We start from the raw sequence: 26,035 nt of genomic DNA on the forward strand, positions 1-26,035 counted from the left end.
TCAGGCCCGGCGGATCAGGATGTCGCCGTAGGACGTGCGGGCGTGGATCTCGACGGTCTCGGTGGACCCCTCGGGGCCTTCGGTCTCGGTCAGCAGGTTGCGGACGCGGCCGGCACCGGCCGAGACGTCGAGCCAGGCCGCCGTCCCCTCGCGCACGCCCGCCTCGACCTCGCCGTACGCGGTCTCCAGGACCACCGTGCCGCGGACGGCCTGGCCCACGCGCAGCTGGCCGTACTTGGTGGTGCCGGTGAGCGACCCGAGCGCCCGGTCGACGGTGACGTTGCCGTAGGCGGTCTCCAGCCGGGCCGGGCCGGCGGTCTCGCCCACCCGGACGTCGCCGTAGGCGGTGGTCGCGTCGGTCTCGCCGTCGACGGTGGCGGCGGAGATGTTGCCGCTGGCGCAGCGGGCGCGCAGGCTGCTCGCCTGGTCGATGCGGACCGCGCCGTACTTGCTCTCCAGCTCGGCGGCGCCGAGCCGCCCGGTGCAGGTGATGTCGCCGGCGGTCGTGCGGACGTCGAGCGAGGAGCCCGCGGGCAGGACGACGTCGACCTCGATCTCCGGGCTCGACCCGAAGAAGGGCAGCCGCGGCCGGGTGGTGGACCGGACGAGCAGCTCGCCGTCGCGGAAGGTCACCCGGGTCTGCTCGGCGGCGGCGACGTCGCCGGGCTTGGCGGCGTTGCGCGGGCGGACGGTGACGGTGGTGTCGTGCCGGTCCTCCGCGCGGACCTGCACGGCGCCGTGGACGACCTCGATGCGGGCCGCGATGGGCTCGGGGGTGTCGAACGTGGGCATGGCTGCGCCCTCCTCGGGGCAGGGGGGATCGCCCCCGGACCGGTCGGCCGGGGTCGGAGGTGCGAGGTGCGAGGTGCGCGGTGCGGGGCCGGGCGCTAGCGCGCCCAGCCGGTGTACTGGGAGCCGGAGGAGCGGCGACCGCGACGCGGCTCGGCCGAGGGACCCGGCCCGGGGACGACGGCGTCGGCGACGGCGCGGACCAACCAGGTGTTCACCGAGACGCCGAGGCGGGTGGCCGCCTCGTCGACCCGGGCCTTGAGCTGCTCGGGCAGCCGCAGCGTGATGCGCAGCGTGCCGCCCTCGTCGAGATCGACCGTCGGGGTCTCGGCCTTCGGGGCCGCCCCGGCGGCGGGGCCGGCGGACGATTCGGTCGGGGGTGTGGTGACGGCGAAGCCCAGGTCGCTGCCGCGGAGCCGGACGTCGACGGTTCCGGGGGCGAGCTGGGCGGTGATCTCCTCGGCCGCCTGGGACAGCGCGCTGAGCAGCGCCAGGCGGACCGAGGACTCCAGCGGGGCGGTGAGCCGCTCCGCCAGTGCGCGGGCCTCCTCTCCGCCGGCATCGGCCGCGGTCAGCAGGTCGCGGCGGAGCTGGTCGACGAAGGGTGTGAGGTCCATGGCGTCACTATGACACCACGATGGCGTCACGCGCAAGCAGCAGTGACGTCAGGGTGATGTCACGACCGTGCACGGCGTCCGTGGAGGTGTAGGCAGGGGGCCATGCGTGCCGTGGGAGTGACCGAGTTCGGTGGGCCCGAGGCCCTGCACCTCGTCGACGTGGAGCCCGAGCCCCTCGGGCCGGGGCAGGTGCGGCTGCGGGTGCGGGCGGCCGCGGTCAGCCCGACCGACACGCACGCCCGCTCGGGCGCCTACGCCGACCGCGACCCGGTGAAGACCCCGCCGTGGGTGCCCGGCATGGACGTCGCCGGCACCGTCGCAGAGGTCGGCGAGGGTGTGGACCACCTCGCCGTCGGGGACCTCGCCATGGGGATCGTCGTGCCCTTCGGGCCCTACGGCGGCTACCGCGAGGACAAGGTGCTGCCGGGCGACTCGGTGGTGCGGGCGCCCGCGGGCGCGACCGCGGCCGAGGCGTCGACCCTGCCGATGAACGGGCTCACCGCGCGGCTCTCGCTGGACCTCATGGGCCTGCGGCCGGGGCAGGTGCTCGCGGTCACCGGCGCGGCCGGCGCCTACGGCGGCTACGTGGTGCAGCTGGCCAAGGCCGACGGGCTGACCGTCGTCGCGGACGCGTCGGAGGCGGACGAGGAGCTCGTCCGCGGCCTGGGCGCGGATCTCGTGGTCCGCCGGGGGGAGGACGTCGCGGCGCGGATCCGCGAGCACGTCCCCGAGGGCGTCGACGGGCTGGCCGACGGCTCGGTGCAGGACGAGCAGGTGCTGCCCGCCGTCCGGGACGGGGGAGCGGTGGCCACGGTCCGTGGCTACCGCGGCAACGGCGAGCGCGGGCTGCGCTTCTTCCCGACCCTCGTGCGACGGGTGGCCACCGACCGGCCGGCGCTCGACCGGCTCCGCCAGCAGGTGGAGGACGGCGCGGTGACCCTCCGGGTGGCCCGGACGTTCCCGGCCGAGCAGGCCGCCGAGGCGCACCGGGTGCTGGCGGCCGGCGGGGTACGGGGGCGGCTGGTCCTCACCTTCTGACCGATGCCTCCCGCGCCGCGCGCGTGCGCGCGGCGCCCGTGCGGGTGACCCGCGACCGGGGGTTTTCCACAGCCGCCGATGGCCCCGGTCCGAGCTGCCGGTCTACCGTCTCGGCGACATCGGCCGCGGCGGACCGGGCCGCCCGGGAGCGTCCGGCGGACGGGGACGGGGACGGGGGCGGTCGGGAGGAGTGCGGTGCGCGTCCAGCTCAGCGTCGGCCAGGCCGACGGCACGCTGCTCGACGTCGCCGTCGACGTGGACGAGGACCTGCCGGTCCGCCGGGTGGCCACCGAGCTGGGCCGGGTGGCGGGAGTGCCCGCCGAGGGGCTGTGGCTGTCCGGCGTCCGGCAGGACGACGACCAGCCGGTCGGGGAGAGCGCGCTGGTCGACGGCGCGGTCGTGCACCTGTCGGCGGCGCCCGCCGCGCCGGCCGGCCCGACGGCCCGCGGCTGGCAGCTGCGGGTGGGAAGCGGGCCCGGTAGCGGGCTGGTCGCCGACCTCCCCGTCGGCGAGCACGTGCTCGGCCGCAGCAGCGACCTCGGGTTCGCCGACCGGTCGATGTCCCGCCGGCACGCGCTGCTGCGCATGGGCCCCGACGGCGCGACCCTGCGCGACCTCGGCTCGGCCAACGGCACCCTGCTCGACGGCGAGCCGGTGACCGGGGACGAGGACGGCGTCGAGGTGCGGCCGGGGCAGCTCGTGCGGCTCGGCGACACCCAGCTGGAGATCGGCCCGGCACGGACCTCCGACGCCGCGGTCGAGCCCGCCGGGCCCGGCGCCCGCGCCTTCGTGCGGGCGCCGCGCCTGCTGCCGGCGGAGCGCGAGGTGCGCATCGAGCTGCCGCAGGAGCCCAGGGCCCGGGAGCCCCGCCGCTTCCCGCTGGTGATGATCCTGGCGCCGGTGGTCGTCGGCGTCGTGCTGGCGGCCGTCATGCGCTCGCCGCTGTACCTGGTGTTCGCCGTCGCCGGGCCGCTGATGATGGTGGGCAACACCGTGGCCGACCGCCGGCAGGGTGCCCGCGAGGACCGCCGCGCGCGCGAGGAGCACCAGCGGGAGCTGGCCCGCGCGCTCGCGCGCATCGAGACGGCGCTGCGCGAGGAGACCGCCCGCCGCCGGGTCGCCCACCCCGATCCGCCCGAGGCGCTGCTGACCGCCGTCCTGCCCGGTCGCCGGCTGTGGGAGCGGCGGCGGGACGATCCCGACGCCCTCGACCTGCGCCTGGGCGCCGCGGACCTGCCGGCCCGGGTCGTGGTCACCGAGCGCTCGGGCCGGGGCGAGCCGTCGGAGCAGCGCACGGTGCCGGCGGTTCCGGCCGTCGTCCCGCTGCGGGAGGCCGGCGTCCTCGGCCTCGCGGGGCCCGCCGGGCCGCTGGCCGGGCTGCTCCGCTGGGTGGTGCTGCAGCTCGCCGTCCACCACCCGCCGCGCGACCTCGCGCTGACCGTGCTCGCCCCGCGGGGGCGCGACGACTGGAACTGGGTGCGCTGGCTGCCGCACGCCCGCCCGGCCGGCGGCGAGGGCCCGGTGGCCCTCGTCGGCAACGACCCCGAGACGGTCTCCACGCGCGTCGCCGAGCTCGTCGCCCTGGTCAAGGCCCGCCGGGACGCCGCCGCCTCCGGCGGAGGGCGGGCGCAGCCGGAGTCGTTCCCCGCGCACGTGCTGGTCGTCCACGGCTACCGCCCGCTGCGGACGACGCCCGGGCTGGCCCAGGTGCTGCAGGACGGGCCGGCCGTCGGGGTCTACGCCGTCTGCGCGGACGAGGAGGAGCGCTTCCTGCCCGAGGCGGCGACCGCCACGGCGGTGTTCGACCCGGCGGAGGAGGCGCTGCTCTCGGTGCGGCGCAGCGGTTCCGACGCGGTCCACGGGGTGCTGGCCGAGCCGGTGGCGGCCGACCTGGCCGAGGCCGCGGCCCGCGCCCTCGCCCCGCTGCGCGACGTCAGCCTCGCCGACGACGACGAGGTGCTCCCCGACAGCGTGCGGCTGCTCGACGTCCTCGGCCTGGAGCCGCCCACGGTGGACGGGATCCGGGCGCGCTGGCAGCTGGAGGGGCGCACGACCCGGCTGGTCGCCGGCGCGGGCCTGCACGGGAGCTTCGCCCTCGACCTGCGCACCGACGGCCCGCACGCCCTGGTCGCCGGCACGACCGGTGCCGGCAAGTCCGAGCTGCTGCAGACGATGATCGCCTCGCTCGCGGTGGGCAACCGCCCGGACGCGCTGAACTTCGTGCTCGTCGACTACAAGGGCGGCAGCGCGTTCAAGGACTGCGTGCGCCTGCCGCACACCGTCGGCATGGTCACCGACCTCGACGCCCACCTCGTGGAGCGGGCGCTCACCTCGCTCGCCGCCGAGCTGACCTACCGCGAGCACGTCCTGGCCGGCGCGGGGGTCAAGGACATCGACGACCACCTCGAGCTCCGGGCCCGGGAGCCCGGGCTCCCGCCGCTGCCCCGGCTGCTCATCGTGATCGACGAGTTCGCCTCCATGGCGCGCGAGCTGCCCGACTTCGTGAGCGGCCTGGTCGGCATCGCGCAGCGCGGCCGGTCGCTGGGCATCCACCTGGTCCTGGCCACCCAGCGGCCCAGCGGCGTGGTCTCGCCGGAGATCCGGGCCAACACCAACCTGCGCATCTCGCTGCGGGTCACCGACGCCGCCGACAGCACCGACGTGCTCGACGCCCCCGACGCCGTCCGCATCCCCAAGTCGGCGCCCGGCCGCGGGTTCGCCCGGCTCGGGCACGGCGCGCTCGTCCCCTTCCAGGCCGGCCGCATCGGCGGGCGCCGGCCGGGCCAGGGCGCGGTGGCGGCGGCGGTGCCGTTCGTCGTCCCGCTGGGCTGGCACCAGGTGGGCTACGCCCCGCCCGCGACGCCGCGGGCGGCGGACCGGCCCGCCGACGTCGAGCTCACCGACCTGTCGGTGCTCGTCGAGGCGGTGCGCGGCGCCGCCACCGCCGAGCAGGTGCCCGCGCAGCGCAGCCCCTGGCTGGACCCGCTGCCGGACCGGGTGCTCGCTGCCGACCTGGACGCCCCGCCCGCCCACGCCCCGCCCACCGACGCCCCGGCACCGGTGCGGCTGCCCTACGGCGTGCAGGACCTGCCCGCCCGGCAGGAGCGCCGGATCGCCGTCTTCGACCCCGCCGCCGACGGGCACCTGCTGGTCATCGGCTCGCCGAAGAGCGGGCGGTCCCAGCTGCTCCGGACCCTGGCCGGGGCCGTCGGAACGCGCTGCTCGACCGGCGACGTGCACCTGTACGCGCTGGACTGCGGGAACGGCGCGCTCCTGCCGCTGGCGGACCTGCCGCAGTGCGGCGCGGTGGTGACCCGCACCCAGACCGAGCGTGCGGTGCGACTCCTGGACCGGCTCTCCCGGGAGCTGGAACGGCGTCAGCAGGTGCTCGCCGACGGCGGGTTCGCCGACATCGCCGAGCAGCGCCGGCGGACGGCCGCCGGCGAGCGGCTGCCGCACGTCCTCCTGCTGCTCGACCGCTGGGAGGGGTTCACCCCCACGCTCGGCGAGGTGGAGGGCGGCCGGCTCACCGACGTCCTCCTGTCGATCGTCCGCGAGGGCGCGTCGGTGGGGGTCTCGGTGGTGATCACCGGCGACCGGTCGCTGGGCACCGCCCGGCTGGCATCGCTCACCGACGGCAAGCTGGTGATGCGGCTGGCCGACCGCGGCGACTACCCGCTCGTCGGCGTTCCCGGCCGCCAGGTGCCCGACGCCATGCCGCCGGGCCGGGCGGTCGCGGTCGACGGCGCCGTGGAGACGCAGGTGGCGCTGCTCGCCGACGACGAGTCCGGTCAGGGGCAGGCCGCCGCGATCGCCGAGATCGCCAAGGCGGCGCACGTGCGCGACGCGCTGGTGCCGCGACCGGCCCGCCCCTTCCGGGTGGACGTGCTGCCCGCGCGGATCACCTTCGACGCGGCGGAGGACCTGCGCCCGGCCGGGGCGGGGGCCGGCTTCGCCCTCGTGGGGGTCGGCGGCGACGAGCTCGCCGCCGTCGGGCCGGACCTGGTCGGGGGCGCCCCGGCGTTCGTGGTGGCCGGCCCCGGGCGGTCGGGCCGGAGCTCGGTCCTGGCCGTCATGGCCGAGTCGCTGCTGCGCCGGGGGACGCGGGTCGCCGTCTGCGCGCCGAAGGCCTCACCGCTGCGGGCACTGGCCGGACGTCCCGGTGTGGTCGCGGTGGTCGAGGACCCCGCCACGCCGGCCGACCGCTGGCGCGAGCTGCTCGCGGCCGAGCCCGGCCGGCCGCTCGTGCTGCTGCTCGACGACGGCGACGTGCTGCGCGACTGCCCGGCGGGCGAGGTCTTCCGGGAGGTGGCCCGGGGTTACGCCGGGCCGCGGCGCAGCCTGGTGCTCGCCGGCAGCGCCGACGGCATCTGCACCGGGCTGTCGGGGTGGCAGGTGGACGTGCGCCGGGCCCGGCAGGGCGTGCTGCTGTCCCCGCAGGGCAGCACCGACGGCGACCTGATCGGGATCCGCGTGCCGCGCGGCGCCGTCGGCGGGCCGGTGCAGCCCGGGCGCGGGCTGCTGCACCTGGGCGACGGCGCGCTGCGCACGGTGGCCGTGCCCGCCCCGCCGGGCGACCGCTGACCCCGGTCCCGGCGCGGCGACCGCGGCCGGGAACGACAGAGGCCGCCTCGCGGGTGCGAGGCGGCCTCCGCGGTGCGGTGCCGGGTCAGCGGCCGAGGGCACCGGCCAGCTGGGTGTCGGCGTCGCGGAAGGTGGCGGCGGCCTGGTTCAGGTACTGCGCCATGCCGTCGAGGCCGGCGATCGTGTTCTTCGCGCCGGAGTCGAACTCCTCGTAGGAGGCCTGGAAGCTCCGGCTCGAGCTGTCGGTGACGTAGCCCTCGGCGACCAGCTGGTCGACCAGGCTCTTCAGCCGCCCGAGCATGCCGTCGATCTCGGTACGGCCGGCCTGCAGCCGGCCGGCCGCGTCCTCCATCTGCTGGTAGGTGACGTTCACGTTCGCCATGGCGCATCCAATCCGAACAGGCCCGGTAGCGGACGTCGCACCGGGGGTGAGTGGGTCTGCGCGGGACCGTAGCCACCCGGCGGCGCGGCCCGCTGGGCTCCGCCGGCTGCCTGTGGACAACGGTGCGCCGGCGTCGTCGCACCGGCCGGACCCGTCGGGGTCGCGGACCCCACCGGGCACCTGCTTGGGTGCAGGGGCGGCTCCGGGCAGCGGGCCCGGCCGCTTCCGGGAGGTTCGGCGCGATGGTGCACAGGCTCGTGGTCAGCTACGGACAGCCGGCCGACCCGGCGGCGTTCGACACGTACTACCGGGAGGTGCACGCACCGCTGGCGCTGCGGCAGCCCGGGCTCGTGCGGCTCACCTACGGCCACGCCCGGCCCCTGGACCCCCGGCAGGAGGGCCCCTACCTCGTGGCGGAGCTGGACTTCGACTCCGAGGCGGCGATGGGGGAGTCGATGGCCTCCCCGGAGGGGCGCGCCGCGGGCGCCGACCTCGCCAATTTCGCCACCGGGGGCGTCACCCTGGTGCACTTCGACGTGCAGCAGGCGAGCGGCGCGTGAACGGCGCGCAGGCACTGATCCGCACCCTCGTCGACGCCGGCGTCGACGTCTGCTTCGCCAACCCCGGCACGTCGGAGATGCACTTCGTCGCCGCGCTCGACGACGTCCCGGAGATGCGCGCGGTGCTGACCCTCTTCGAGGGTGTCGCCACCGGTGCCGCCGACGGCTACGCGCGCATGACCGGCCGGCCCGCCGCGACCCTCCTGCACCTGGGGCCGGGCATGGGCAACGGGCTGGCCAACCTGCACAACGCGCGGCGCGGCCGGGCGCCGATGGTCAACGTGGTCGGCGACCACGCCCGCTCGCACAAGCGGCTGGACGCGCCGCTGGAGTCCGACATCGACGCGGTCGCCGGCACCTTCTCCTCGTGGGTGCGCCGGTCGCTGGCGCCGGCCGACGTGGCCGCCGACGCCGCCGAGGCCGTCGCCGCGATCGCCAACGGCGGGATCGCGACGCTGGTGCTCCCGGCCGACGTGTCGTGGGAGGAGGGCGCGGAGGTCGCCCGGCCGCTCCCCGCCCGCCCGCGCCCGCGGGTGGCCCCCTCGGTCGTCGAGGAGGTGGCCGCCGTGCTGGCCGGGAGCGAGCCCGCGGTGCTGTTCCTCGGCGCCGACGCGGTGACCGAGGACGGCCTGCTGGCCGCCGGGCAGGTGAGCGCCGGGACCGGCGCCCGCCTCATGACCGAGACGTTCCCCGCGCGCACCGCGCGGGGCGCGGGTCTGCCCGACGTCGCCCGGCTGCCCTACCCGCCGGAGATGGCCATGGCGGCGCTGGCCGGCACGAAGCACCTGGTGCTCGCCGGGGCGACCGCCCCGGTGCACTTCTTCGGCTACCCGGGCGTGCCCGGCCACCCGGTGCCCGAGGACTGCACCGTGCACGTGCTGAGCGAGCCGGGGGAGGACGGCGGCGCGGCGCTGCGGGCCCTGGCCGAGCTCGCCGCCCCGGATGCGCGGCCGGAGCTGCTGGAGGCCTCGCGTCCCGAGCTGCCCACCGGGGAGCTCACCCCGCGCGCGATGGCCGCGGTCATCGGCGCGCTGCTGCCCGAGCGGGCGATCGTCGTCGACGAGGCGCTGACCTCGGGGGTGGGCCTGATGGAGCTCACCTCCGGTGCGCCCCGGCACGACTGGCTGGCGCTGACCGGCGGCGCGATCGGCGACGGGTTGCCGATGGCCCTGGGCGCCGCGGTGGCCTGCCCCGACCGGCCGGTGATCGGCATCCAGGCCGACGGGAGCGCGATGTACACGATCTCGGCGCTGTGGAGCCACGCCCGCGAGGAGGCCGACATCACCACGATCGTCTGCGACAACGGCTCCTACGCGATCCTGCAGCACGAGCTGTCGCGGGTGGGTGCGGCCGGGGACGGCGAGCGGGCGGCGAAGCTGCTCGACCTCGGCGGCCCCGGGCTGGACTTCGTGGCCCTCGCGCAGGGGATGGGGGTGCCGGCCTCGCGGGCGACGACCGCCGAGGAGCTGGCCGACCAGCTGCGGGCGGCCCTGGCCGAGCCGGGGCCGCACCTGATCGACGCCGTCCTGCGCTGACCGGTGCCGTCGGCGGGACCGAGGGCGGGGTACCCGTCCGTTCCGCGGATGGGGTAGACAAGGCCTGCTTCCTGTGAGGAGCCCCACAGTGCCGACGAAGGAGTCGCTCTTGTCCCTGCACCGCAACCGCCTGGTCCCGCTCGCCGTCGCGGCGGGCGTGGGCCTCGGCGTGTTCGCCGCCGCCGGTCCCGCCGCCGCGGGATCCACTGACGAGGCCCACCCGGACTGGCAGCCGGTCCAGGTCTCCCCGAAGGAGCAGGCCTACAACCTGCGCTGGACCGTCGCCGACCCGAGGTACGACTACGTCAACGGCCAGCAGGGGCAGGAGTTCGTGCCGCTGACCGACGAGGCCGGCAACCCGATCAGCAAGGTGCTCTACGGCAAGGACCGCGGTTCGGCCTACCGCATCGAGGTGCCGATCGACTGGAACGGCGACGTCGTCTTCTGGGAGCACGGGTACCGCGGTACGGGCACCACCGTCTACGTCAGCGACCCGAGCTACGACCTGCGGCGCACCTACATCGAGAACGGCTACGCGTGGGCGGCGTCCTCCTACGGGGAGAACCGCTACGACATCGAGGCCGGTGCCCTCGCCACCGAGCGGCTGGCGCAGATCTTCGACGCGCGCGTCGCGCGGGCCGACCAGCGCTTCCTGCAGGGCGTCTCGATGGGCGGCCACGTGATCGGCACGCTGCTCGAGCGCGACCGCGGCGTCGAGTGGGACGGCGCGGCCCCCATGTGCGGCGTCATGGGCGACTACGAGCTCTACGACTTCTTCCTCGACTACAACCTGCTGGCGCAGACGCTGTCCGAGGTCGACGCCTACCCGTTCCCGTCGCAGGCGGAGTACTTCTCGCAGGCCGTGCCGCAGTTCAAGGCCGCGCTCGGCACCCCGACCACGCCGACCCCGGTGTACTCGGGTCTCACCGAGGAGGGCGAGACCTTCCGCGACCTGATCACCGCGATCACCGGCGGCGAGCGCCCCGGTGACGACGAGGCCTTCGGGTACTGGGAGGGGCAGAACTTCGTCTACGGCGTCGTCACCGGCGAGCCCGGTGGCCTCGACGGCGTGACGCAGGGCGCCCTCTGGTCGAACGAGGACACCGACTACCCGGTCGACTACACGTTCGAGGACGGCTCCACCCTCGACCAGCGGGTGGAGCGGGTCGCGCCGGCACCCGGCACGCGGTCGCGCTACCTGTCGGTCCCCGTCCCGGCGATCACCGGCGACATCGACGTCCCGGTGCTCTCCTCGCACACCCTCGGCGACTACTACGTCCCGTTCTCGATGGAGCAGTACTACGCGCGGGACGTCGCCGCCCAGGGCAACGCCGACCTGCTCGTGACGCGGCCGATCCGGGCCGCCGGGCACTGCGAGTACACCCCGGAGGAGGCGGCCAGCCAGTTCCTCGACCTGGTGGACTGGGTGGACAACGGCGTGAAGCCGGCCGGCGCCTCGGTGCTCGACCCCGAGGTCGTCGCCGACCCGGACTACGGCTGCGAGTTCACCACGCCGGTGCGCACCGGCACGCGGGCGTTCTACGCGGAGTGCCCGACCCCGTAGGTCCCGCTGACGCACCGCACTTCCGCATGACCTGAGGGCCCTCCTCCCCACCCGGGGAGGAGGGCTCTCGGCCGTCCCGGGTGGCCGCGGTCCGGCGGCGGTTTCCGCCGAGATGCGTCTCCCGGCGGTAATCCGGGCCCCCATCACCGCCGGCAGGCGCATATCGGCGGGAATGCGACCTGCGCGCCCGGCGGCCAGCTGCCGACCCGGGTGGGCGGCGCTCGGCGGCGCTGCCTACATTGCGGGGCAGTGGACGGCGGAGGAGGACCCGAACCCGGGCCCGCCGTCCCCCGTCCCTCCCGGCGGCTGATCACCGACCCCCTCTTCGGGCCCTACTGGGCGGGCAAACTGCTGGCCAACGTCGGCATCTGGATCCAGAACATCGCCAGCGCGTCCCTGGTCTGGCAGCTGACCTCCTCGGCCTTCCTCGTCGGGCTGGTGAGCTTCGCCCAGTTCGTGCCGCAGCTCGTGCTGACCCCGCTGAGCGGGGCGATGGCCGACCGGGGCAGCCCGCGCCGGCAGATCCTGCTCGGCCGCACGCTGTGCACGCTGGGCGCGGCGGTGCTCGCCGGCTGGGTGCTGCTGACCGCCGACGTGGCCGACGTGCCGCCCTGGGTGGTGATGGCGACCGCGCTCGTCGTCGGCCTCGGCTTCTCCGTCGGCGGGCCGGCGATGCAGGCGCTGCTCCCGTCGCTGGTGCGCGACGGCGAGGTCGCCCGGGCCGTCGCGCTGGACAACCTGACGTTCTCCGTCGGCCGCGCCGTCGGCCCGGCCGTCGGCGGGGTGGTGGCCGCGAGCGCCGGCTACGGGGTCGCCTTCCTGCTCGCCGCGATCGGCCACCTCGTCTTCCTGGGCGCGGTGTTCCGGCTCCGGACGCCGGGTGCCGCCACCGCCCCGGGGCCGCGGCTGTCGGTCGTCGACGGCGTCCGCTACCTCCGCACCGATCCGGTGGTGGGCGTCCTGCTGCTCGGCGTCACCGCGGTCGGCATCGGGGCCGATCCGGCCGTCACGCTCGGTCCGTCGCTGGCCGACGTCCTCGGGGGCGGCCCAGAGCTGGTCGGGGTGCTGGCGTCGGCGTTCGGCGCCGGGGCGTTCCTGGGCTTCTTCGTCCAGGTGGGCCTGGTGCGGTACCTGGACCACGCCTGGCTGGCCACCAGCGGTCTGGTGCTGCTCGGGATCTCGGCGGTGGGGCTGGCGCTGAGCTGGAACGTGCCGGTGGCCGTGACCGCCTTCGTGGTGGGCGGCGTCGGTCTGACGCTGGCCATGAACGGTGTCACCACGCTGCTCTACGCCCGCGTCCCGCGGGCGTACATCGGCCGGATCATGGCGCTCTGGCTGGTCGGCTTCGTCGGCTCCCGGCCGCTGGCCGCGACGCTCAACGGGGCGCTGACCGACCTCGTCTCGGTCGGTGCCGCCCTGCTGACGACGGCGGTCGTGCTGGCGGGGGCGGCCGCGGTGTGCCGGCCCGCGGTGCTGCGGCGGGCGGCACCGGAGGCGTAGGCGACGGCTCCCGGCGACGTCGGGCCGGCCGCCCGCACGTCGCCCTCGGGGGCGGGTGGGACCGGTGGTGCGGACGTGCCGTGCGGCTCGAGTCGCGGGCGGCGCCGGCGAGGAAGTCCCGGAAGATCATGTGCGGGCGCCATGGCGTGCACTCGGGGCGTCGGCCGGGAGGGTGCGGTGCGGCCCCACGTCCCGCCGCGCCGTCCCGAGGAGCCGCCCGCATGCCGTCGCCCGCACCACCGCTGCCCGCTCTCGTCCGCCCGGGTCGGGAGGTGCAGCATCCGCCGGCCGGTGCGGGACACTCCCGTCGGGACTTCCGGCCCGACATCGAAGGGCTGCGCGCGGTCGCCGTGCTCGCCGTCGTCCTCTTCCACGTCGGGCTGCCGGGGATCACCGGCGGGTTCGTGGGCGTCGACGTCTTCTTCGTCATCTCCGGCTTCCTCATCACCGGGACGCTGTGGCGGGAGGTGCAGGCCACCGGGACGGTGCGGCTGGCGGCCTTCTACGGTGCGCGCGCCCGGCGGCTGCTCCCGGCGGGCCTGCTGGTCCTCGTGAGCAGCGCGGCGGCGGCCGCGTGGCTGCTGCCCCCGCTGGAGGCACGCACCGCCCTGGTCGATGCCATGGCCGCGTCGGTCTACGGCGCGAACTACGTGCTGGCCGTCCGGGGCACCGACTACCTGGCCGAGGACGCGCTGCCCTCGCCGTTCCAGCACTTCTGGTCGCTCGGGGTGGAGGAGCAGTTCTACCTGCTGTGGCCGGCGCTGCTCATCGCGACGGCGGCCGCGGCGTGGCGCCTCGGGGGGCACCGCACCCCGGGCCGGCGGTCGGCGACCCCGTTCGTCGCCGTGCTGGCGGCGCTCGTCCTGGTCTCCTTCGCCGTCGCCCAGGTGCTGACCGCCGGATCGCCGCCGTGGGCCTACTTCTCGCTGCCGTCCCGGGCCTGGGAGCTCGGCGTCGGCGGACTGGTCGCCCTCGGCGTGCCGCTGTGGCGCCGGCTGCACGAGGGGGCCGCCGTCGTCGCCGGGCTCGGTGGGCTCGCCGCCGTCGTCGCCGGCTGCGCGGTGCTGGACGAATCGACACCCTTCCCCGGGACGGCGGCGCTGATCCCGGTGCTCGGCACCGCCCTGGTCCTCGTCGCCGGCTGCGCGGCACCCGGCCGGGGAGCGGGCGGCCTGCTGTCGGTCTCCCCGCTGCGCTACGTGGGGCGGCTCTCCTACGCCTGGTACCTGTGGCACTGGCCGGTGCTGGTGCTCACCCCGCACCTGGTGGGGGCGGAGCTGCCGCTGGCGGCCCGGTTGTGGGCCGCGGTGGGCGCCTTCGGGCTGGCCATCGGCACGCTGCACTTCGTCGAGGACCCGGTCCGGTTCGCCCGGGCGCTGCGTCGATCGGCAGGGCGCAGCCTGGCGCTGGGTGGGGCGGCCACCGCCGCCGGGGTGGTGGCCGCCCTGGTGATCCTGGCGGCCGTGCCGTCGACGGAGGGGACGGGCGTCGCGGTGGCGGCGGTGGAGCTGGACGTCCCCGCCGACGCGGGAGCCCCGCCGGCCGTGCCGGTCGCCGAGGCGCCCGACCCGACCGAGGTCGCCCTGGCGGATCTGACCGCCCAGGTGCAGTCCGTCGTCGCCGGCTCCGTCGGGATGACCGAGGTGCCCTCCAACCTCACGCCCGCCCTGGACGAGGCCCGCGCCGACGTGCCGAAGGTCTTCAACAACGGCTGCTTCCTCACCTGGACCGCGACGGACCAGCCCGACTGCGAGTACGGCGACCCGGCGTCCCCGGTGTCGATCGCCCTGGTCGGCGACTCGCACGCCGCGCAGTGGGTGCCGGCCCTCCAGCCGGCCGCCGAGGAGCACGGCTGGCGCCTCCGCCTCGCGTCCAAGGTCACCTGCCCGGTGCTCGACCTGCCGATCGTCAGCCCCTACCTGGGCCGGGCCTACACCGAGTGCGTGAGCTGGCGGACGACGCTCGTCGAGGAGCTGAAGGCCGCGCCGCCGACGCTGGTGGTCATCGCCATGTCGCGCCGCTACGGCGCCGACTTCGGCTACGCGACCTACGACGCGGCCTGGCAGGACAGCATCCGGCGCTTCGCCGCCGACCTGACGGCCGCCGGCTCCAGGGTGCTCGTGCTGGGCGGGGTGCCCGATCCGCACGCGGTGGTGCCGACCTGCCTGTCGTCCAACGTGTCGTCGGTGCCGGCCTGCACCCCTGACCGGGCCACGGCGGTGAACGCCGGCGGCGTCGCGGGGGAGCAGCAGGCCACGGCGGCCGGCGGTGGCAGCTACGCCGACCTCGCCCCGCTGTTCTGCACCGAGGCCGAGTGCCCGCTCATCGTGGGCAACCAGCTGGTGTTCCGCGACGACAACCACCTGACGTACGGCTACGCGTCGTTCCTCCAGCCGGTGATGGCGGCCCTGATCGAGCGGGAGCTCGCGCGCAGCTGACGGCGACCGGTCTCGTCGACCCGGCGGCCGCACCCTGGCCGCCGGGTCGGCGACGGGGGCGGGACGTCAGTGCTTCTTGCCGCGGGCCACGATCTCCGTGGCGGGCGGCGCGCCGTGCCCGCCAGGGCGAGCCGTCGATGGACGCGCCGGTCCGTACCCGTCGGCACGAGCCCGGCCCGCCAGGCTGCAGCGGTGGCTGGACCGCGCACTCCCGCACCTGACCCGTCGGGGGCTCGGTGACGCTGCCCGCAGGGTGCGCTGACCGGCGCGGGGCAACGGCGCTGCGTGCCGGCCGGCCCGGCGCTCCACGCCGGTGTCCCCCGTTCAGGGGATGTGCCTGCCTCGGGTGGAGGGGACGCAGCACGTTTCCGGTCGCGGAACGCGACGGTTCCTTACGCTCCGATCATGACCCGCGACCTGGACGTGCAGCTGCTGGAGGCGGTCGCCGTCCGCCGCGGCCGGCTGCGCGAGTCGCTGCTGTGGGGACGCGAGCGTCGCCGGCGGTCGGCCGGGGACACGCTCAAGCTCTTTGTCGTCGGCCTGGTGCTCTCCGCGGTCGGGTGCGCGGGGTGCGTCGGGTGGAGCTTCCTGGAGAGCGTCCTCGCCGACCGCGAGGCGGCCAGCATGAGCAGGGCGGCACCGTGACCGCGCGCACCAGCCGGATCACCCTCGCCGGCACCCGCCGCCGGGTCGATCTCGCCGTCGACTCCACCACCGCCGTCGGCGTGCTCCTGCCCGACGTGCTGGAGGTGCTCGACGAGCCCGCCGGCGCCGCCCCGGAGGGATTCGTCCTCACCCTGCCCGACGGCCGCGCCCTCCCTCGGGCACGGGCCTCCGCCGCCCGGTGACGGGCCGTCGCCGGAGGCGCCGGGGCAGAACCTCGGCGGCGCGCCGAGGCAGGATTTCGAGAGCGATCTCACGACGAGCGACGCGGTGCACGGGGTGGACGCCGAGCACCGGCCGATCGACGGCGGTGCCACGCCCCACGCGCGGGGCAAGCTGGGCGAGGAGCTCACCCGCCTCGACCTGGAGCGGCAAGGGTACGAGGTCATCGTCGAGCGGGTCGCGATCGAGACCCCGAAGGGATACTTCATCCCGGACTTCATCGTGAAGCACCAGGAGACAGGGCAGATCCTCGCGGTCGAGTCGAAGTTCGGACCTGGCGCCCGGTACACCCCCAACCAGGAGATCGGGTATGCGCACCTGGCCGACGACAAGCCCGTGGTCGGCGTGACACAGCAGACGCGTGCGGAGCTCGCACGGGCCGGCATCGTGAAGGTTGACGGCGTCATGACCTACCGGTGGAACACCCGCGTCGTCCCGGACGCCGATCTCCTGGCCGAGGCACGGGCCAACCTGGAGCGGGCGGCGCGACGGTGAAACCCCGCGACCTCAGCAGGCAGATGTCAGCGGAAGTGCGGAGGGGCCTCGCCGAACGCTCGTTCGCACCGCCCCGTGGGGACGATCCCTTCACGAAGGAGCTGACCGGTCGACCGCCCCTCCAGGCGCGGCTCTTCGTCACCGTCGAGGTGGACCGTTACGGCGATGTCCGGGTCGCCGGCCTGGGAGAGCTGGTGTGCCCGTGGGTGGAGGAGCTCCTCGGCTCCGTGCCGCCGGCCGCCCTCAGCCCGGTGCAGGAGATCAACGCCGGCGGATTGTCCTTCGCACTGGCCCGGGAGACGTTCGGGGCCATGGACGAGGTCGAGCACCGCTCGCCGCTGGCGTGGCGGGCGGAGTCACCGGAGCAGGGCGAGGAGGCGGTCGCGCAGTTCCTGGCATTCGTGGACGGACCCGTCGCTCGATGGATCGAGGCCCGTTCCGGCAGCGACGCCCTGCGGGCAGACGTCGCCCCTGGGAGACCGGGTGCGGACGACGGTGCCCTCGTGCGCGCGGTCGCGACGCTGGATGCCGTGCTCGGGGACCTGCCTTCGGCTCGGCAGCGGTTGCAGGTCTACGCAGTGCATCCGCAGCGACACGACACCGCTGAACGGGTCCAGGCATTCGAGCGCTGGTTGGAGTCGGTGGAGCCGCGTGACGGCTGACCGGGTGGCGCCACGCCGTCCGCAGGGCCTGGGCGTCGTCCCGACGACTCACGGAGGATGACCCCATGGCCGTCCGCGAGCCGCAGAACAACGACTGGATCGCCGCCGCACGTTTCCCGCCGATGACCGGAGGCAGCGAACTCCGAAAGAGTCTCGAGGCGCGGCTCAGGACGGCGCTGGCCGAACGTGGGTTCCGGCGGCTGCGCACGAAGCAGTACTTCCAGTCCGGCGAGCTCGCGGAGCCGCCCCTGGTGGCCCAGCTGGTGGTGGGCGTCGACACGCACCGCTACGGGACCGTGCGGATGTCCGGCGTCGCCCAGGTGGTCTGCCCGGCCGTCGACGAGGTGTTCGCCTCCGCTCCGGACGACGCCCTCACCAGGGGGCAGTGGATCTACCGTGGCCGTCTCGGCAACCGGGTGGCGACGCGCACCTTCGGCCGGCTGGAGAACCCGGCGCGGAGCGAGCCGCTGGAGTGGACTGCCGACGACGAGGAGCAGGGTGATCGGGCGCTGCAGGACCTGCTGACCTTCGTCGACGGGCCCGTGCGGACGTGGCTGGACAGCAGGTCGTCGGTCGCACTCGTCCGCGCGGCGGTCGACCCCGGCGGTGAGGACGAGAGCAACGGGTCGGTCGTCCGCACGGCGAGCGTCCTGGACGCGCTCCTCGGCGAGCCCGGCCGCGGGGTCGAACGCCTGCGGCGCTACGCCGCGCGACCGGAGGAGAAGGTCGACAGCCCCGAACAGGTGCAGGCCTTCCTCCGCTGGCTGCACACCGTCCAGCCGATGCGCCTCGACTGACCGGCGCGGGCGGTCCACCATCGGGTGACCTGTCGCTATGTCGTCCACAGGGCCTGGGCGTCGGCCGGACGGCTCCCGCAGGATGGACCCATGTCCGTCCGCGAAGCGCACACCGTCGACCAGATCGCCCGGTCCCCGGAGGGGCTGCTCGTCCTCATCGCCACCGAGGACCGGCCCTACACGCCGGAGGCGGCGCCCGCCCTCGCCGAGGAGCTGCGGGTCAAGCTCAACACCTACATCTACGGGGTGAAGAGCGGGCAGATCCACGAGCGCCGTCCCGGCGAGCCGATGTCGGTCGTCCTCTACACCGCCAGCCACCCGCCGGCCGAGGTGCTGCAGATCCTCGAGGTCGCCGGCCAGGTACTCGCCGAGGACGGCGTGGGTGTCGACTGGCGGCTGCTGGAGATGCCGGAGCGCACGTACGTCGACGTCCTCCAGGAGATGGCGGCCTCGCTGCGGCAGGCCGCGCCGGCGGACTGGACGTCGCTGACCTACTACGCCACCGTCATCGGGCCCAAGCGGCGCGACTCGTTCGACGTCACCACGCCCAGTGGGAACGTGCGGTTGCCAGGCGGTCCGGAGGACGTCCGCAACGCCCTCGACGAGCTCAAGCGGCTGATGTGGACGCCCGAGAAGGGCGCCTGGATCGGCGTGCAGCTGGTGCTGGACCGGGAGAGCGGTCAGCTGGAGCCCGGCTTCAACTACTCCATCGAGCCCGTCGGCGAGCCGCTGGCGGCCGAGGTGCTCACCGAGGAGCTGCGGCACTTCCCGCGGCCGCCGGGTGCGCTGCCCGACTGGTGGGCGGAGCGGATCGGCGAGCAGGGCTGATCGGACACCGCTCCGGCCCGTCCGGGGCCTGCGTCGTCCAGCGGGTCACCCGATCGGTCGGGAGCTCGCGCGCAGCTGACGGCGACCGGTCTCGTCGACCCGGCGTCCGCACCTCGGCCGCCGGGTCGGCGACCGGAGCGGGACGTCAGTGCTTCTTGCTGCGGGCCACGATCTCCGGCGGAGGAGTCGGGGCACCCTTCGCCTTCTTGTCGAGCCGCTTCTCCTTGATCGACTTTCCGGCGGCCTTGGTCATCGACTGTCGCGGGGACTTGTCACCCATGGTGCGCGCTCCCTCATCGGGAGCCTGGCCGGCTCCGTGGGGCCGGACGCTACGCCCTGTCATGCCCTCCGACGCCGTGCCGCTCCACGCCGCGCCTGGCGGAGCACGTCCCCACCCGCGACCATGGGGGGCGCCGCCCGCCGAGGTCGGGAACGCACCGGGAGGTCCGATGGACGCCGTACGACTGCGCGAAGTGCAGGCCCCGCTCAAGCAGCGCTACCGCGACGACCCGTCGTCGGCGTGCGCGGAGATGGCGGCGCACGCGGACTTCGCCGACCCGGGCATCACGTGCACGGTGCAGACGTGGGCGGGGCCGGCCCGCGCCGGGTTCCACCCCGCCACCGGTGGCGACGGCTCGGACGCCTGCTCGGGCGACATGCTGCTGCAGGCGCTGCTGGCCTGCGCGGGTGTGACGATGCGCAGCGTGGCGACGGCGATGGGCGTCGAGATCCGGTCGGCATCGCTCACCGCGCGCGCCACCATGGACGCCCGGGGCACGCTCGGCGTCTCGCGGGAGGTGCCGGTCGGCCTCGGCCCGATCACCGTCGACGCCGAGCTGGACACCGACGCCGACGATGCGACGCTCGCGAAGCTCGCCCAGCTCACCGAGCGGTACTGCGTGGTGGCGCAGTCGCTGGCCGGCGCGCCACAGCTCACCGTGCGCCGCGCCGCCGGCTGACCCGTTCCGCTGGTCGCGGCCCGACCACGTCGACCGCGACCAGGCGCATGCCGGCGGTCACGGCGGGCTCGACAACGGCGCTCAGGCGCATGCGGGTGGTCCGGGCGATCCGACGTGTGCGTTCACCCGGCCGGGTGCTCATGACGCCGCACGGGCCCTTTCCTGTCCACAGATCGACTGACGACGCCCCCGCGGACTGATCCGTTTCCTTACAGTCCGGTCGGTTGATCAACGGGCTCGACGGGGGATGGGCGTGCCGACTGCTCTGGACGTCGTGGACGGTGAGGTCCGCGAGCTGATCCGGCGGCGTGGGCTGGACCCGTTCACCGATCCCGGCCCGGTGCGGCTGCTGGTGCGCGACGTCGTCGCCGACTACTCCGAGCGGTCGCTGACGTCGGCGCTGCCACCGATCGGCGATGCGGAGTCGGTGGTCCGGGACGTGCTGGACCGGGTGGCCGGCTTCGGTCCGCTGCAGCGCTACCTCGACGACCCCGACATCGAGGAGATCTGGGTCAACGAGCCCGGGCGGGTGTTCATCGCCCGGCGCGGCCGCAGCGAGCTGACCACCACGATCCTGGCGCCGGGCGAGCTGGCCGACCTGGTGGAGCGGATGCTGCGCACCTCGGGTCGACGGATCGACATGTCGACCCCGTTCGTCGACGCGATGATGCCCGACGGCTCCCGGCTGCACGTGGTCATCCCCGACATCACCCGCCGGCACATGGCGGTGAACATCCGCAAGTTCGTGCTGCAGGCGCACTCCCTCGACGAGCTGGTCGCACTCGGCACGCTGACCACGCCGGCGGCCCGGTTCCTGGAGGCCGCCGTCGCCTCCGGGCTGAACATCCTGGTCTCCGGCGGCACCCAGGCCGGGAAGACGACGCTGCTCAACTGCCTGTGCGCGGCGGTGCCCGCCCGGGAGCGGGTGATCACCTGCGAGGAGGTGTTCGAGCTGCGGGTGCCGCTGCCCGACGTCGTCTCCATGCAGACCCGCCAGCCCAACCTCGAGGGCGCCGGGGAGATCCCGCTGCGCCGGCTGGTCAAGGAGGCGCTGCGCATGCGGCCCTCCCGGATCGTGGTCGGCGAGGTCCGGCAGGAAGAGTGCCTGGACCTGCTGATCGCGCTGAACTCCGGGCTGCCCGGCATGTGCACGCTGCACGCCAACAGCGCGCGCGAGGCCGTGGTGAAGATGTGCACGCTGCCGCTGCTGGCGGGGGAGAACATCGGCACCTCGTTCGTCGTCCCGACCGTCGCCTCGAGCGTCGACCTGGTGGTGCACGCGGGCACCGACGCCGACGGGCGGCGCCGGGTGCGGGAGATCGTCGCGCTGCCCGGCCGGGCCGAGGACGGCGTCGTCGAGACCGCCGACGTGTTCACCAGCCGCGACGGCCGGCTGGTGCGGGCCGACGGCTACCCGCCGCACCCCGAGCGGTTCGCCGCCGCGGGCTTCGACCTGCCCGCGCTGCTCGCATGACACGGCACCTGAGATGACGGAGTCCGGGGCCATCCTGGGGCTGCTCCTCGGCGTGGGGCTGCTGCTGATCTGGCGCAGCGGCCCGCGCGCACCGAGGGGGCGCACCGACCCGCGCCGGCCCGGCAAGCGCGAGCAGCTGCTGGCCGCCGCCGGGCTCACCGGCATCAACGGCGCGCAGCTGGTCGCGCTGCAGGTGGGGCTCGCGCTGCTGGTCACCGTCGTCGTCCTGCTGGCCACCGGCACGGTGACGGTCAGCCTGGTGTTCGGGCTGTTCGGCTTCCTGCTGCCGCACGTGCAGGTGCAGCGGCTGGCCGGCAAGCGGCGGGCCGACCTGCGCGAGGTGTGGCCCGAGGTCGTCGACAACCTGGCCTCCGCCGTCCGCGCCGGGCTGTCGCTGCCCGAGGCGCTGACGGCGCTGTCCACCCGAGGGCCCGAGGTGCTGCGCCCGCCGTTCGCCCGGTTCGCCGCCGAGTACCGGTCCAGCGGCCGGTTCGGCACCGCGCTGGACCGGCTCAAGGACGACCTCGCCGACCCGGTCGGCGACCGGATCGTGGAGACCCTGCGGGTCGCCCGCGAGGTGGGCGGCACGGACCTCGGCCGGGTGCTGCGCACCCTGTCGACCTTCCTGCGCGAGGACGCCCGCGCCCGCGCCGAGCTGGAGACCCGCCAGGGCTGGGTGGTGTCGGCCGCCCGGCTGGCGGTCGCGGCTCCGTGGGTGGTGCTCCTGCTGCTGGCCACGCAGTCGACGACGCTGGCGGCCTACGACTCCGCGCTGGGCACGGCGATCCTGCTGGGTGGCGGAGCGGTGTGCCTGGTCGCCTACCGGCTGATGCTGCGGATCGGGCGGCTGCCCGAGGACGTGCGGGTGCTCCAGTGAGCGGGGTCCTCCGGTGACCGCCGCCGTGCTGGGCATGCTGCTCGGTCTGCTGGCCGCCACCGGGCTGGTCCTGCTGATCACCTACGCGCCGCCGTTCCGGTCGGTGCGCCTGGTGGACCGGCTGGCGCCCTACGTGCACGACACCCCGCCGCCGTCCCGGCTGCTGGGCACCGCGACCGCGCCGGGGATGCTGACGGCGGTCCGCCGGATCGCCGGCCCCTCGGTCGCCAACGGCGCGCGGGTGATCGACCGCGTGCTCGGCGGGCGGGCCGCGGTGCGCCGCCGGCTGGACGCCCTCGGTGGGCAGATGACGGTCGAGGACTTCCGCATCGAGCAGGTGGTGTGGGGCGGTCTGGGCCTGCTGGCCGCCGCGGGCGTCGTGGTGGTCGGCTCGGTCGCCGCCGGCGGCCTGAACGTGCTCTCGGCCGGGCTGCTCTGCGTCGCCGGTCTGGTCGGCGGGCTGCTCGGCCGCGACTGGTGGCTGACCCAGCAGGTGACCCGGCGGGAGGAGCTGCTGCTCGCCGAGTTCCCGGTGGTCGCCGAGCTGCTGGCCCTGGCCGTGACCGCGGGGGAGAGCCCGACCGCCGCCATCGCCCGCGTCACCCGGCTCTCCGGCGGCGAGCTGGCCCGCGAGCTCGGCGCCGCGCTGGGCCGGGCGCGGGCCGGCGTCCCCCTCGTGGACGCGCTGCAGCAGGTCGCCGACCACACCTCGCTGGACGCCCTGGCCCGGTTCGTCGACGGGCTGCTCGTGGCCATCGAGCGCGGCACCCCGCTGGCCGAGGTGCTGCGCGCCCAGGCCGCCGACGTCCGCGAGGCCGGCAAGCGCCGGCTGCTGGAGGCCGGCGGCCGCAAGGAGATCGCCATGATGGTGCCGGTCGTCTTCCTGGTGCTGCCGGTGACCGTTCTCTTCGCCCTGTTCCCGGGGCTGATCAGCATCGTCTCGCTCTCGCAATGAGCCGCGGACGACCAACAGGAAGGACGACGATGCGCTATCTCGCGTACCTGGACACCGCGCTGACCGCGCTGGCGGCCCGCCTGCGGGGCGAGGACCCGGAGAGGGGCGACGTGCCGGGCTGGGTGATGGTGACGGTGATGACGGCGGCGCTGGTGCTGGCGATCCTGGCGGTGTTCCAGGAGGCGATCGTCACCGCGGTGCAGAACGCGCTGAACTCGGTCACCGGCGCTGGTGGCTGAGCACGGACCGCACGAGGTTTCTCGCGACGACGGCGAGCGGGGCAGCGCCGTCGTCGACTTCGTCATGGTCTCGATGCTGATCATGACGCTGCTGCTGGCGGTGCTGCAGGTGGCGGTCTACGTGCACGTGCGCAACGTGGTCACCGCCAGCGCCCAGGAGGGCGCCCGGTACGCGGCGAACGCCGACGTCGACTCCTCGGCCGGTGCCGGCCGGACGGTGGAGATCGTGGCGCGGGCGACGTCGGAGCAGACCGCCCGTGGGCTGGCCTGCACGTCGGGGGAGGAGCTGGACACCGGCGGGGCGACGCTGGTGGTGGTGCGCTGCTCGGGGTCGGTGCCGGCGCTGCTGGCGTCGCTGGGGAACCTGCTGCCGCTGGAGGTCACCGGCCGGGCGATGAAGGAGTCGCCGTGAGTTGGCTGCGCCGGCGGCTGGGCATGGTCGCCGAGGAGCGCGGGTCGGCGCTGGTGGAGTTCGTGTTCATCGCGCTGGTCGTGTTCGTGCCGCTGGTCTACATCGTCGCCGGGTTCTCCGCGGTGCAGCGCGGGGTGTTCGCCTCGCAGGCCGCCGCGCGGGAGGCCGGCCGGGCGATGGGCACCGCGCCGGATCCGGTGACCGGGCACGAGCGGGCGCTGCGGGCCGCGCAGCTGGCGGTGGAGGACCAGTCGGTGGCGGCCACCGACATGCGGCTGGCCTACGCCGCGGCGGGGTCGACCTGCGACGCGGCCGGCTCCTACTCGCCGACGCTCGCGCCGGGGGAGGAGTTCTCCGTCTGCATCACCGTGACCGTGCGGATCCCGCTGCTGCCGGAGTTCATCGACGCCAACACCGCCACCGGCCAGTTCGTCGTCGAGCGCAACCGCTACGTCGACGGCTGAGCCCGGTCAGCGGGTGTTCGCCCGGATCCACGCCATGAGCTGCGGGGTCAGCCGCGCCGCGACGTTCGAGGTCACCGCACCGCTCCGGTTCCGCGGCCCGCGCGCGACGTGGACGGCGATGAGCACCCGACCGCCCATGGAGGGGTGCCGGCGCACCCACACCGGGCTGCCGCTGTGTCCGGGCTTGGTGTCGTTCAGGTAGTGCAGCAGCAGTCCCTTCGCGCGCACCGTCGCGGAGTAGGTGCGCCACTGCGAGCTGCCGCAGGGCAGCGGACGCGCCGCGGTGCCGCACTTGTCGCCGGGATAGCCGCTGATGTTGACCTTCAGCACGCCGGTGGCCTGGGGGAGCCGGCCGTCGATGCTGCGGCCGACGGGATCCAGCCGGCCGGCGCTGTGCCGGATGCTCCAGACCCCCGAGCGGGTGCCGATCGGCGTGCGCAGCCGCAGCAGGGCGACGTCCGGCGGGCCGCCCTCGTCGGCGGGGCCGAAGCCGGCGTGCCAGAGCAGCGCCGCGCTGCCGCGGGTCGTCCCGAACGGCGCCGCCGGGCCGTTGCGGGCGGGCGTCACCACGATGTCCGCCGGATCGGCGCCGACCAGGTTGTGCGCCGCCGTGAGGATGGTCCGGGGCCCGATCAGGGTGCCGGTCCCCATCCAGCCGCCGCCCCCGGCCGGCCGGTTGTGCAGGTGGCAGATGTAGCGGAACGGTGCCGCGGTGGTGTCCCGCACCAGCACGCGGGTGTCCCGGCCGAGCACCTCGGCCTCCAGGGACGGCTCCGGTGGGGCGGCGGGCAGCAGGGCGGGGAGGGTCATCGCCGGCGTCCTCTCTCGGTGCTGGGGGTGCTACATGAACCGCGCCGCGGGCTGCCGCGGTGGCCGGGCCGGTGACGGCGCGGGGACGGCCGGGCTGGGCCGGAGGGTGACCCGCCGGCCCGGGTCGGCCGCCACGATGCCGATGGACTGGGCGCTGGTCCGCCACTCCTCGGCGTCGTCGGCGATCAGCTTCAGCTTCGCCTCGAACTGCGGCCGGGACTCCTCGAGCACGAACTGCTGCCCGAGCCACCGCAGGATGCGCCGTCCGGTCACCGCCATGCGCTGCCGCGGTGAGGTCACCGGCGTGATCCCGAAGTAGCGGGTCAGCACCTCCTCGATCACGTCCCACGCGTTGTCCGCGCCGAACAGCCGCTTCACGTCCTCGGCGCCGACGATGCGGAAGGCCTCGTCGAGCAGCTGCATGACCTCGATCCGCATCACCGCGACGTTGCCGTACGAGGTGAACTTCAGGTTGTTGCGCAGGTCCAGCCCGGCCCGCCGGACGATCGCGATGCTGCCGAAGCTGGGGTCCTGCGCCCGGTCGCGCATGACCTCCGAGATCCGCCGGTCCCGCCAGAACTGGGCCACCTGATCGTTGAAGGTGACGAACAGCGGGTGGAAGTCGCCGTTGCGCCGGGCTCCCGGGGCCAGCGGCCCGCGGCCGTAGCCGAAGGCGCGCAGGTAGGCCGCGCGCCGGTCGCGCTCGGTGTAGCGCAGCACGTCACGGCGGTCGAACCGGTAGAGCCCGGTCGCCCCCTCGCCCGCGCTCAGCCGGACGGAGCCGGCGTCGAACAGCTCCTTGAGCTTCTGGACGACGCGGAACACCCCGATCCGCTCGTGCTGGTAGAGGTAGTACAGGTCGGCGATGCCGGTGATCCGCTCCGAGGTGACCTGCTCGTCGTAGGGCTGCACGCCCCGGGGCAGCGGGATCCGGTCGATCACCGGCGGCGCCTCGGCGCCGAACCCGATGAGGGCGTTGAGCCCCGGGTCGACCGGGTGCCCGTCGGAGTCGGCCGAGTCCAGCGCCTCGAACCGGCTCTCGACCGCCGAGGCGATGACGTCGGCCAGCTCCGGCTGCCCGGCGAGCCGGGAGGCCAGGCGGCCGGTGAGCGCGTCGATCACCGAGGCCTGCAGATCCTGCAGGCGCTGTTCGTCTCCGGCGGTGGCCATG

At 75.3% G+C, this 26,035-nt stretch carries 26 protein-coding genes; 20 read left to right on the plus strand and 6 right to left on the minus strand.

The window, feature by feature from the left end:
- Positions 1-792, minus strand: coding sequence for a DUF4097 family beta strand repeat-containing protein (locus BD833_RS13505; RefSeq protein ID WP_166533659.1), 792 nt, complete (start codon positions 790-792; stop codon positions 1-3).
- A gap of 95 nt (positions 793-887) precedes the next feature.
- Complete coding sequence (locus BD833_RS13510) at positions 888-1,406, minus strand: toxin-antitoxin system HicB family antitoxin (protein ID WP_166533660.1); 519 nt, start codon at positions 1,404-1,406, stop codon at positions 888-890.
- 102 nt (positions 1,407-1,508) lie between these two features.
- On the opposite strand from BD833_RS13510, the gene BD833_RS13515 reads away from it, so the two are divergent.
- Together BD833_RS13515 and BD833_RS13520 are read left to right on the plus strand one after the other, a co-directional pair.
- Positions 1,509-2,444 carry a quinone oxidoreductase family protein gene (locus tag BD833_RS13515; RefSeq protein WP_166533661.1) on the plus strand — a complete coding sequence of 312 codons (936 nt, stop codon included), beginning with the start codon at positions 1,509-1,511 and terminating at the stop codon, positions 2,442-2,444.
- A gap of 195 nt (positions 2,445-2,639) precedes the next feature.
- Positions 2,640-7,028, plus strand: a complete 4,389-nt coding sequence (locus tag BD833_RS13520; protein WP_208092641.1) for an FtsK/SpoIIIE domain-containing protein — start codon at positions 2,640-2,642, stop codon at positions 7,026-7,028.
- An 85-nt stretch (positions 7,029-7,113) separates the two neighbouring features.
- On the opposite strand, the gene BD833_RS13525 is transcribed toward BD833_RS13520, so the two are convergent.
- Positions 7,114-7,410 (minus strand): WXG100 family type VII secretion target, encoded by a 297-nt coding sequence (locus BD833_RS13525; RefSeq protein ID WP_166533663.1) that lies wholly within the window; start codon positions 7,408-7,410, stop codon positions 7,114-7,116.
- Positions 7,411-7,652: 242 nt separating this feature from the next.
- Between BD833_RS13525 and BD833_RS13530 the strand changes: the two genes are divergently transcribed.
- The 11 genes from BD833_RS13530 to BD833_RS13580 all read left to right on the plus strand — a co-directional run bounded on the left by BD833_RS13530 (position 7,653) and on the right by BD833_RS13580 (position 18,674).
- On the plus strand, positions 7,653-7,970 hold the full coding sequence (locus BD833_RS13530) for an EthD family reductase (RefSeq protein WP_208092642.1): 318 nt from the start codon (positions 7,653-7,655) through the stop codon (positions 7,968-7,970).
- Positions 7,967-9,505: an acetolactate synthase large subunit gene (locus BD833_RS13535; RefSeq protein WP_166533664.1), complete on the plus strand. Its 1,539-nt coding sequence runs from the start codon at positions 7,967-7,969 to the stop codon at positions 9,503-9,505. Before BD833_RS13530 ends, BD833_RS13535 begins: the two co-directional genes overlap by 4 nt.
- A gap of 88 nt (positions 9,506-9,593) precedes the next feature.
- On the plus strand, positions 9,594-11,069 hold the full coding sequence (locus tag BD833_RS13540) for an esterase (RefSeq protein ID WP_243737653.1): 1,476 nt from the start codon (positions 9,594-9,596) through the stop codon (positions 11,067-11,069).
- A 249-nt stretch (positions 11,070-11,318) separates the two neighbouring features.
- Complete coding sequence (locus tag BD833_RS13545; protein ID WP_166533665.1) at positions 11,319-12,569, plus strand: MFS transporter; 1,251 nt, start codon at positions 11,319-11,321, stop codon at positions 12,567-12,569.
- A gap of 221 nt (positions 12,570-12,790) precedes the next feature.
- Positions 12,791-15,007, plus strand: a complete 2,217-nt coding sequence (locus BD833_RS13550) for an acyltransferase family protein (protein ID WP_166533666.1) — start codon at positions 12,791-12,793, stop codon at positions 15,005-15,007.
- Between the two features lie 405 nt (positions 15,008-15,412).
- A complete protein-coding gene (locus BD833_RS13555; protein ID WP_166533667.1) occupies positions 15,413-15,652 on the plus strand; it encodes a hypothetical protein in 240 nt (79 codons plus the stop codon).
- Positions 15,649-15,855, plus strand: a complete 207-nt coding sequence (locus BD833_RS13560; protein ID WP_166533668.1) for an EsaB/YukD family protein — start codon at positions 15,649-15,651, stop codon at positions 15,853-15,855. Before BD833_RS13555 ends, BD833_RS13560 begins: the two co-directional genes overlap by 4 nt.
- An 85-nt stretch (positions 15,856-15,940) precedes the next feature.
- A complete protein-coding gene (locus tag BD833_RS13565; RefSeq protein ID WP_166533669.1) occupies positions 15,941-16,387 on the plus strand; it encodes a hypothetical protein in 447 nt (148 codons plus the stop codon).
- Positions 16,384-17,049 (plus strand): hypothetical protein, encoded by a 666-nt coding sequence (locus BD833_RS13570; protein ID WP_166533670.1) that lies wholly within the window; start codon positions 16,384-16,386, stop codon positions 17,047-17,049. The genes BD833_RS13565 and BD833_RS13570 overlap by 4 nt, the downstream gene beginning before the upstream one ends.
- Positions 17,050-17,114: 65 nt before the next feature.
- Positions 17,115-17,846 carry a hypothetical protein gene (locus tag BD833_RS13575; protein ID WP_166533671.1) on the plus strand — a complete coding sequence of 244 codons (732 nt, stop codon included), beginning with the start codon at positions 17,115-17,117 and terminating at the stop codon, positions 17,844-17,846.
- Positions 17,847-17,936: 90 nt separating this feature from the next.
- Positions 17,937-18,674, plus strand: coding sequence for a DUF6572 domain-containing protein (locus BD833_RS13580; RefSeq protein ID WP_166533672.1), 738 nt, complete (start codon positions 17,937-17,939; stop codon positions 18,672-18,674).
- 145 nt (positions 18,675-18,819) lie between these two features.
- Here BD833_RS13580 and BD833_RS23275 read toward each other — a convergent pair whose 3' ends face one another.
- Positions 18,820-18,954, minus strand: a complete 135-nt coding sequence (locus tag BD833_RS23275; protein WP_279536018.1) for a hypothetical protein — start codon at positions 18,952-18,954, stop codon at positions 18,820-18,822.
- 169 nt (positions 18,955-19,123) lie between these two features.
- Here BD833_RS23275 and BD833_RS13585 point away from each other — a divergent pair, with 169 nt between their 5' ends.
- The 7 genes from BD833_RS13585 (at position 19,124) to BD833_RS13615 (ending at position 24,054) form a co-directional block, all read left to right on the plus strand.
- The gene (locus BD833_RS13585) at positions 19,124-19,633 is read left to right on the plus strand and encodes an OsmC family protein (RefSeq protein WP_166533673.1); all 510 of its coding nucleotides are present in this window, start codon (positions 19,124-19,126) and stop codon (positions 19,631-19,633) included.
- A gap of 253 nt (positions 19,634-19,886) precedes the next feature.
- Positions 19,887-21,107: a TadA family conjugal transfer-associated ATPase gene (locus tag BD833_RS13590; protein WP_243737654.1), complete on the plus strand. Its 1,221-nt coding sequence runs from the start codon at positions 19,887-19,889 to the stop codon at positions 21,105-21,107.
- Between the two features lie 13 nt (positions 21,108-21,120).
- Positions 21,121-21,984, plus strand: coding sequence for a type II secretion system F family protein (locus BD833_RS13595; protein ID WP_166533675.1), 864 nt, complete (start codon positions 21,121-21,123; stop codon positions 21,982-21,984).
- A 13-nt stretch (positions 21,985-21,997) separates the two neighbouring features.
- Positions 21,998-22,939: a type II secretion system F family protein gene (locus BD833_RS13600; protein WP_166533676.1), complete on the plus strand. Its 942-nt coding sequence runs from the start codon at positions 21,998-22,000 to the stop codon at positions 22,937-22,939.
- A 29-nt stretch (positions 22,940-22,968) separates the two neighbouring features.
- A complete protein-coding gene (locus tag BD833_RS22755) occupies positions 22,969-23,178 on the plus strand; it encodes a hypothetical protein (protein WP_208092643.1) in 210 nt (69 codons plus the stop codon).
- Complete coding sequence (locus tag BD833_RS13610) at positions 23,171-23,590, plus strand: TadE family protein (protein WP_243737655.1); 420 nt, start codon at positions 23,171-23,173, stop codon at positions 23,588-23,590. The genes BD833_RS22755 and BD833_RS13610 overlap by 8 nt, the downstream gene beginning before the upstream one ends.
- Complete coding sequence (locus BD833_RS13615) at positions 23,587-24,054, plus strand: hypothetical protein (protein ID WP_166533677.1); 468 nt, start codon at positions 23,587-23,589, stop codon at positions 24,052-24,054. Before BD833_RS13610 ends, BD833_RS13615 begins: the two co-directional genes overlap by 4 nt.
- 6 nt (positions 24,055-24,060) lie before the next feature.
- Here the strand turns inward: BD833_RS13615 and BD833_RS13620 are convergent, their stop codons facing one another.
- Positions 24,061-24,864: a trypsin-like serine peptidase gene (locus BD833_RS13620; protein WP_166533678.1), complete on the minus strand. Its 804-nt coding sequence runs from the start codon at positions 24,862-24,864 to the stop codon at positions 24,061-24,063.
- Positions 24,865-24,894: 30 nt separating this feature from the next.
- Positions 24,895-26,034: a hypothetical protein gene (locus BD833_RS13625; RefSeq protein WP_166533679.1), complete on the minus strand. Its 1,140-nt coding sequence runs from the start codon at positions 26,032-26,034 to the stop codon at positions 24,895-24,897.
- Position 26,035 lies beyond the last annotated feature (1 nt).

Source organism: Blastococcus xanthinilyticus (assembly GCF_008124835.1).
GTDB classification, from domain to species: Bacteria; Actinomycetota; Actinomycetes; order Mycobacteriales; family Geodermatophilaceae; genus Blastococcus; species Blastococcus xanthinilyticus.

Excerpts from the sequence above, each read along its gene's own strand:
- BD833_RS13510 (WP_166533660.1), bottom strand. The coding sequence starts at position 1,406 with ATGGACCTCACACCCTTCGTCGACCAGCTCCGCCGCGACCTGCTGACC.
- BD833_RS13595 (WP_166533675.1), top strand. The coding sequence starts at position 21,121 with ATGACGGAGTCCGGGGCCATCCTGGGGCTGCTCCTCGGCGTGGGGCTG.
- BD833_RS13575 (WP_166533671.1), top strand. The coding sequence starts at position 17,115 with ATGGCCGTCCGCGAGCCGCAGAACAACGACTGGATCGCCGCCGCACGT.
- BD833_RS13585 (WP_166533673.1), top strand. The coding sequence starts at position 19,124 with ATGGACGCCGTACGACTGCGCGAAGTGCAGGCCCCGCTCAAGCAGCGC.
- BD833_RS22755 (WP_208092643.1), top strand. The coding sequence starts at position 22,969 with ATGCGCTATCTCGCGTACCTGGACACCGCGCTGACCGCGCTGGCGGCC.
- BD833_RS13555 (WP_166533667.1), top strand. The coding sequence starts at position 15,413 with ATGACCCGCGACCTGGACGTGCAGCTGCTGGAGGCGGTCGCCGTCCGC.
- BD833_RS13515 (WP_166533661.1), top strand. The coding sequence starts at position 1,509 with ATGCGTGCCGTGGGAGTGACCGAGTTCGGTGGGCCCGAGGCCCTGCAC.
- BD833_RS13530 (WP_208092642.1), top strand. The coding sequence starts at position 7,653 with ATGGTGCACAGGCTCGTGGTCAGCTACGGACAGCCGGCCGACCCGGCG.
- BD833_RS13625 (WP_166533679.1), bottom strand. The coding sequence starts at position 26,034 with ATGGCCACCGCCGGAGACGAACAGCGCCTGCAGGATCTGCAGGCCTCG.
- BD833_RS13550 (WP_166533666.1), top strand. The coding sequence starts at position 12,791 with ATGCCGTCGCCCGCACCACCGCTGCCCGCTCTCGTCCGCCCGGGTCGG.
- BD833_RS13505 (WP_166533659.1), bottom strand. The coding sequence starts at position 792 with ATGCCCACGTTCGACACCCCCGAGCCCATCGCGGCCCGCATCGAGGTC.
- BD833_RS13525 (WP_166533663.1), bottom strand. The coding sequence starts at position 7,410 with ATGGCGAACGTGAACGTCACCTACCAGCAGATGGAGGACGCGGCCGGC.
- BD833_RS13620 (WP_166533678.1), bottom strand. The coding sequence starts at position 24,864 with ATGACCCTCCCCGCCCTGCTGCCCGCCGCCCCACCGGAGCCGTCCCTG.
- BD833_RS13580 (WP_166533672.1), top strand. The coding sequence starts at position 17,937 with ATGTCCGTCCGCGAAGCGCACACCGTCGACCAGATCGCCCGGTCCCCG.
- BD833_RS23275 (WP_279536018.1), bottom strand. The coding sequence starts at position 18,954 with ATGGGTGACAAGTCCCCGCGACAGTCGATGACCAAGGCCGCCGGAAAG.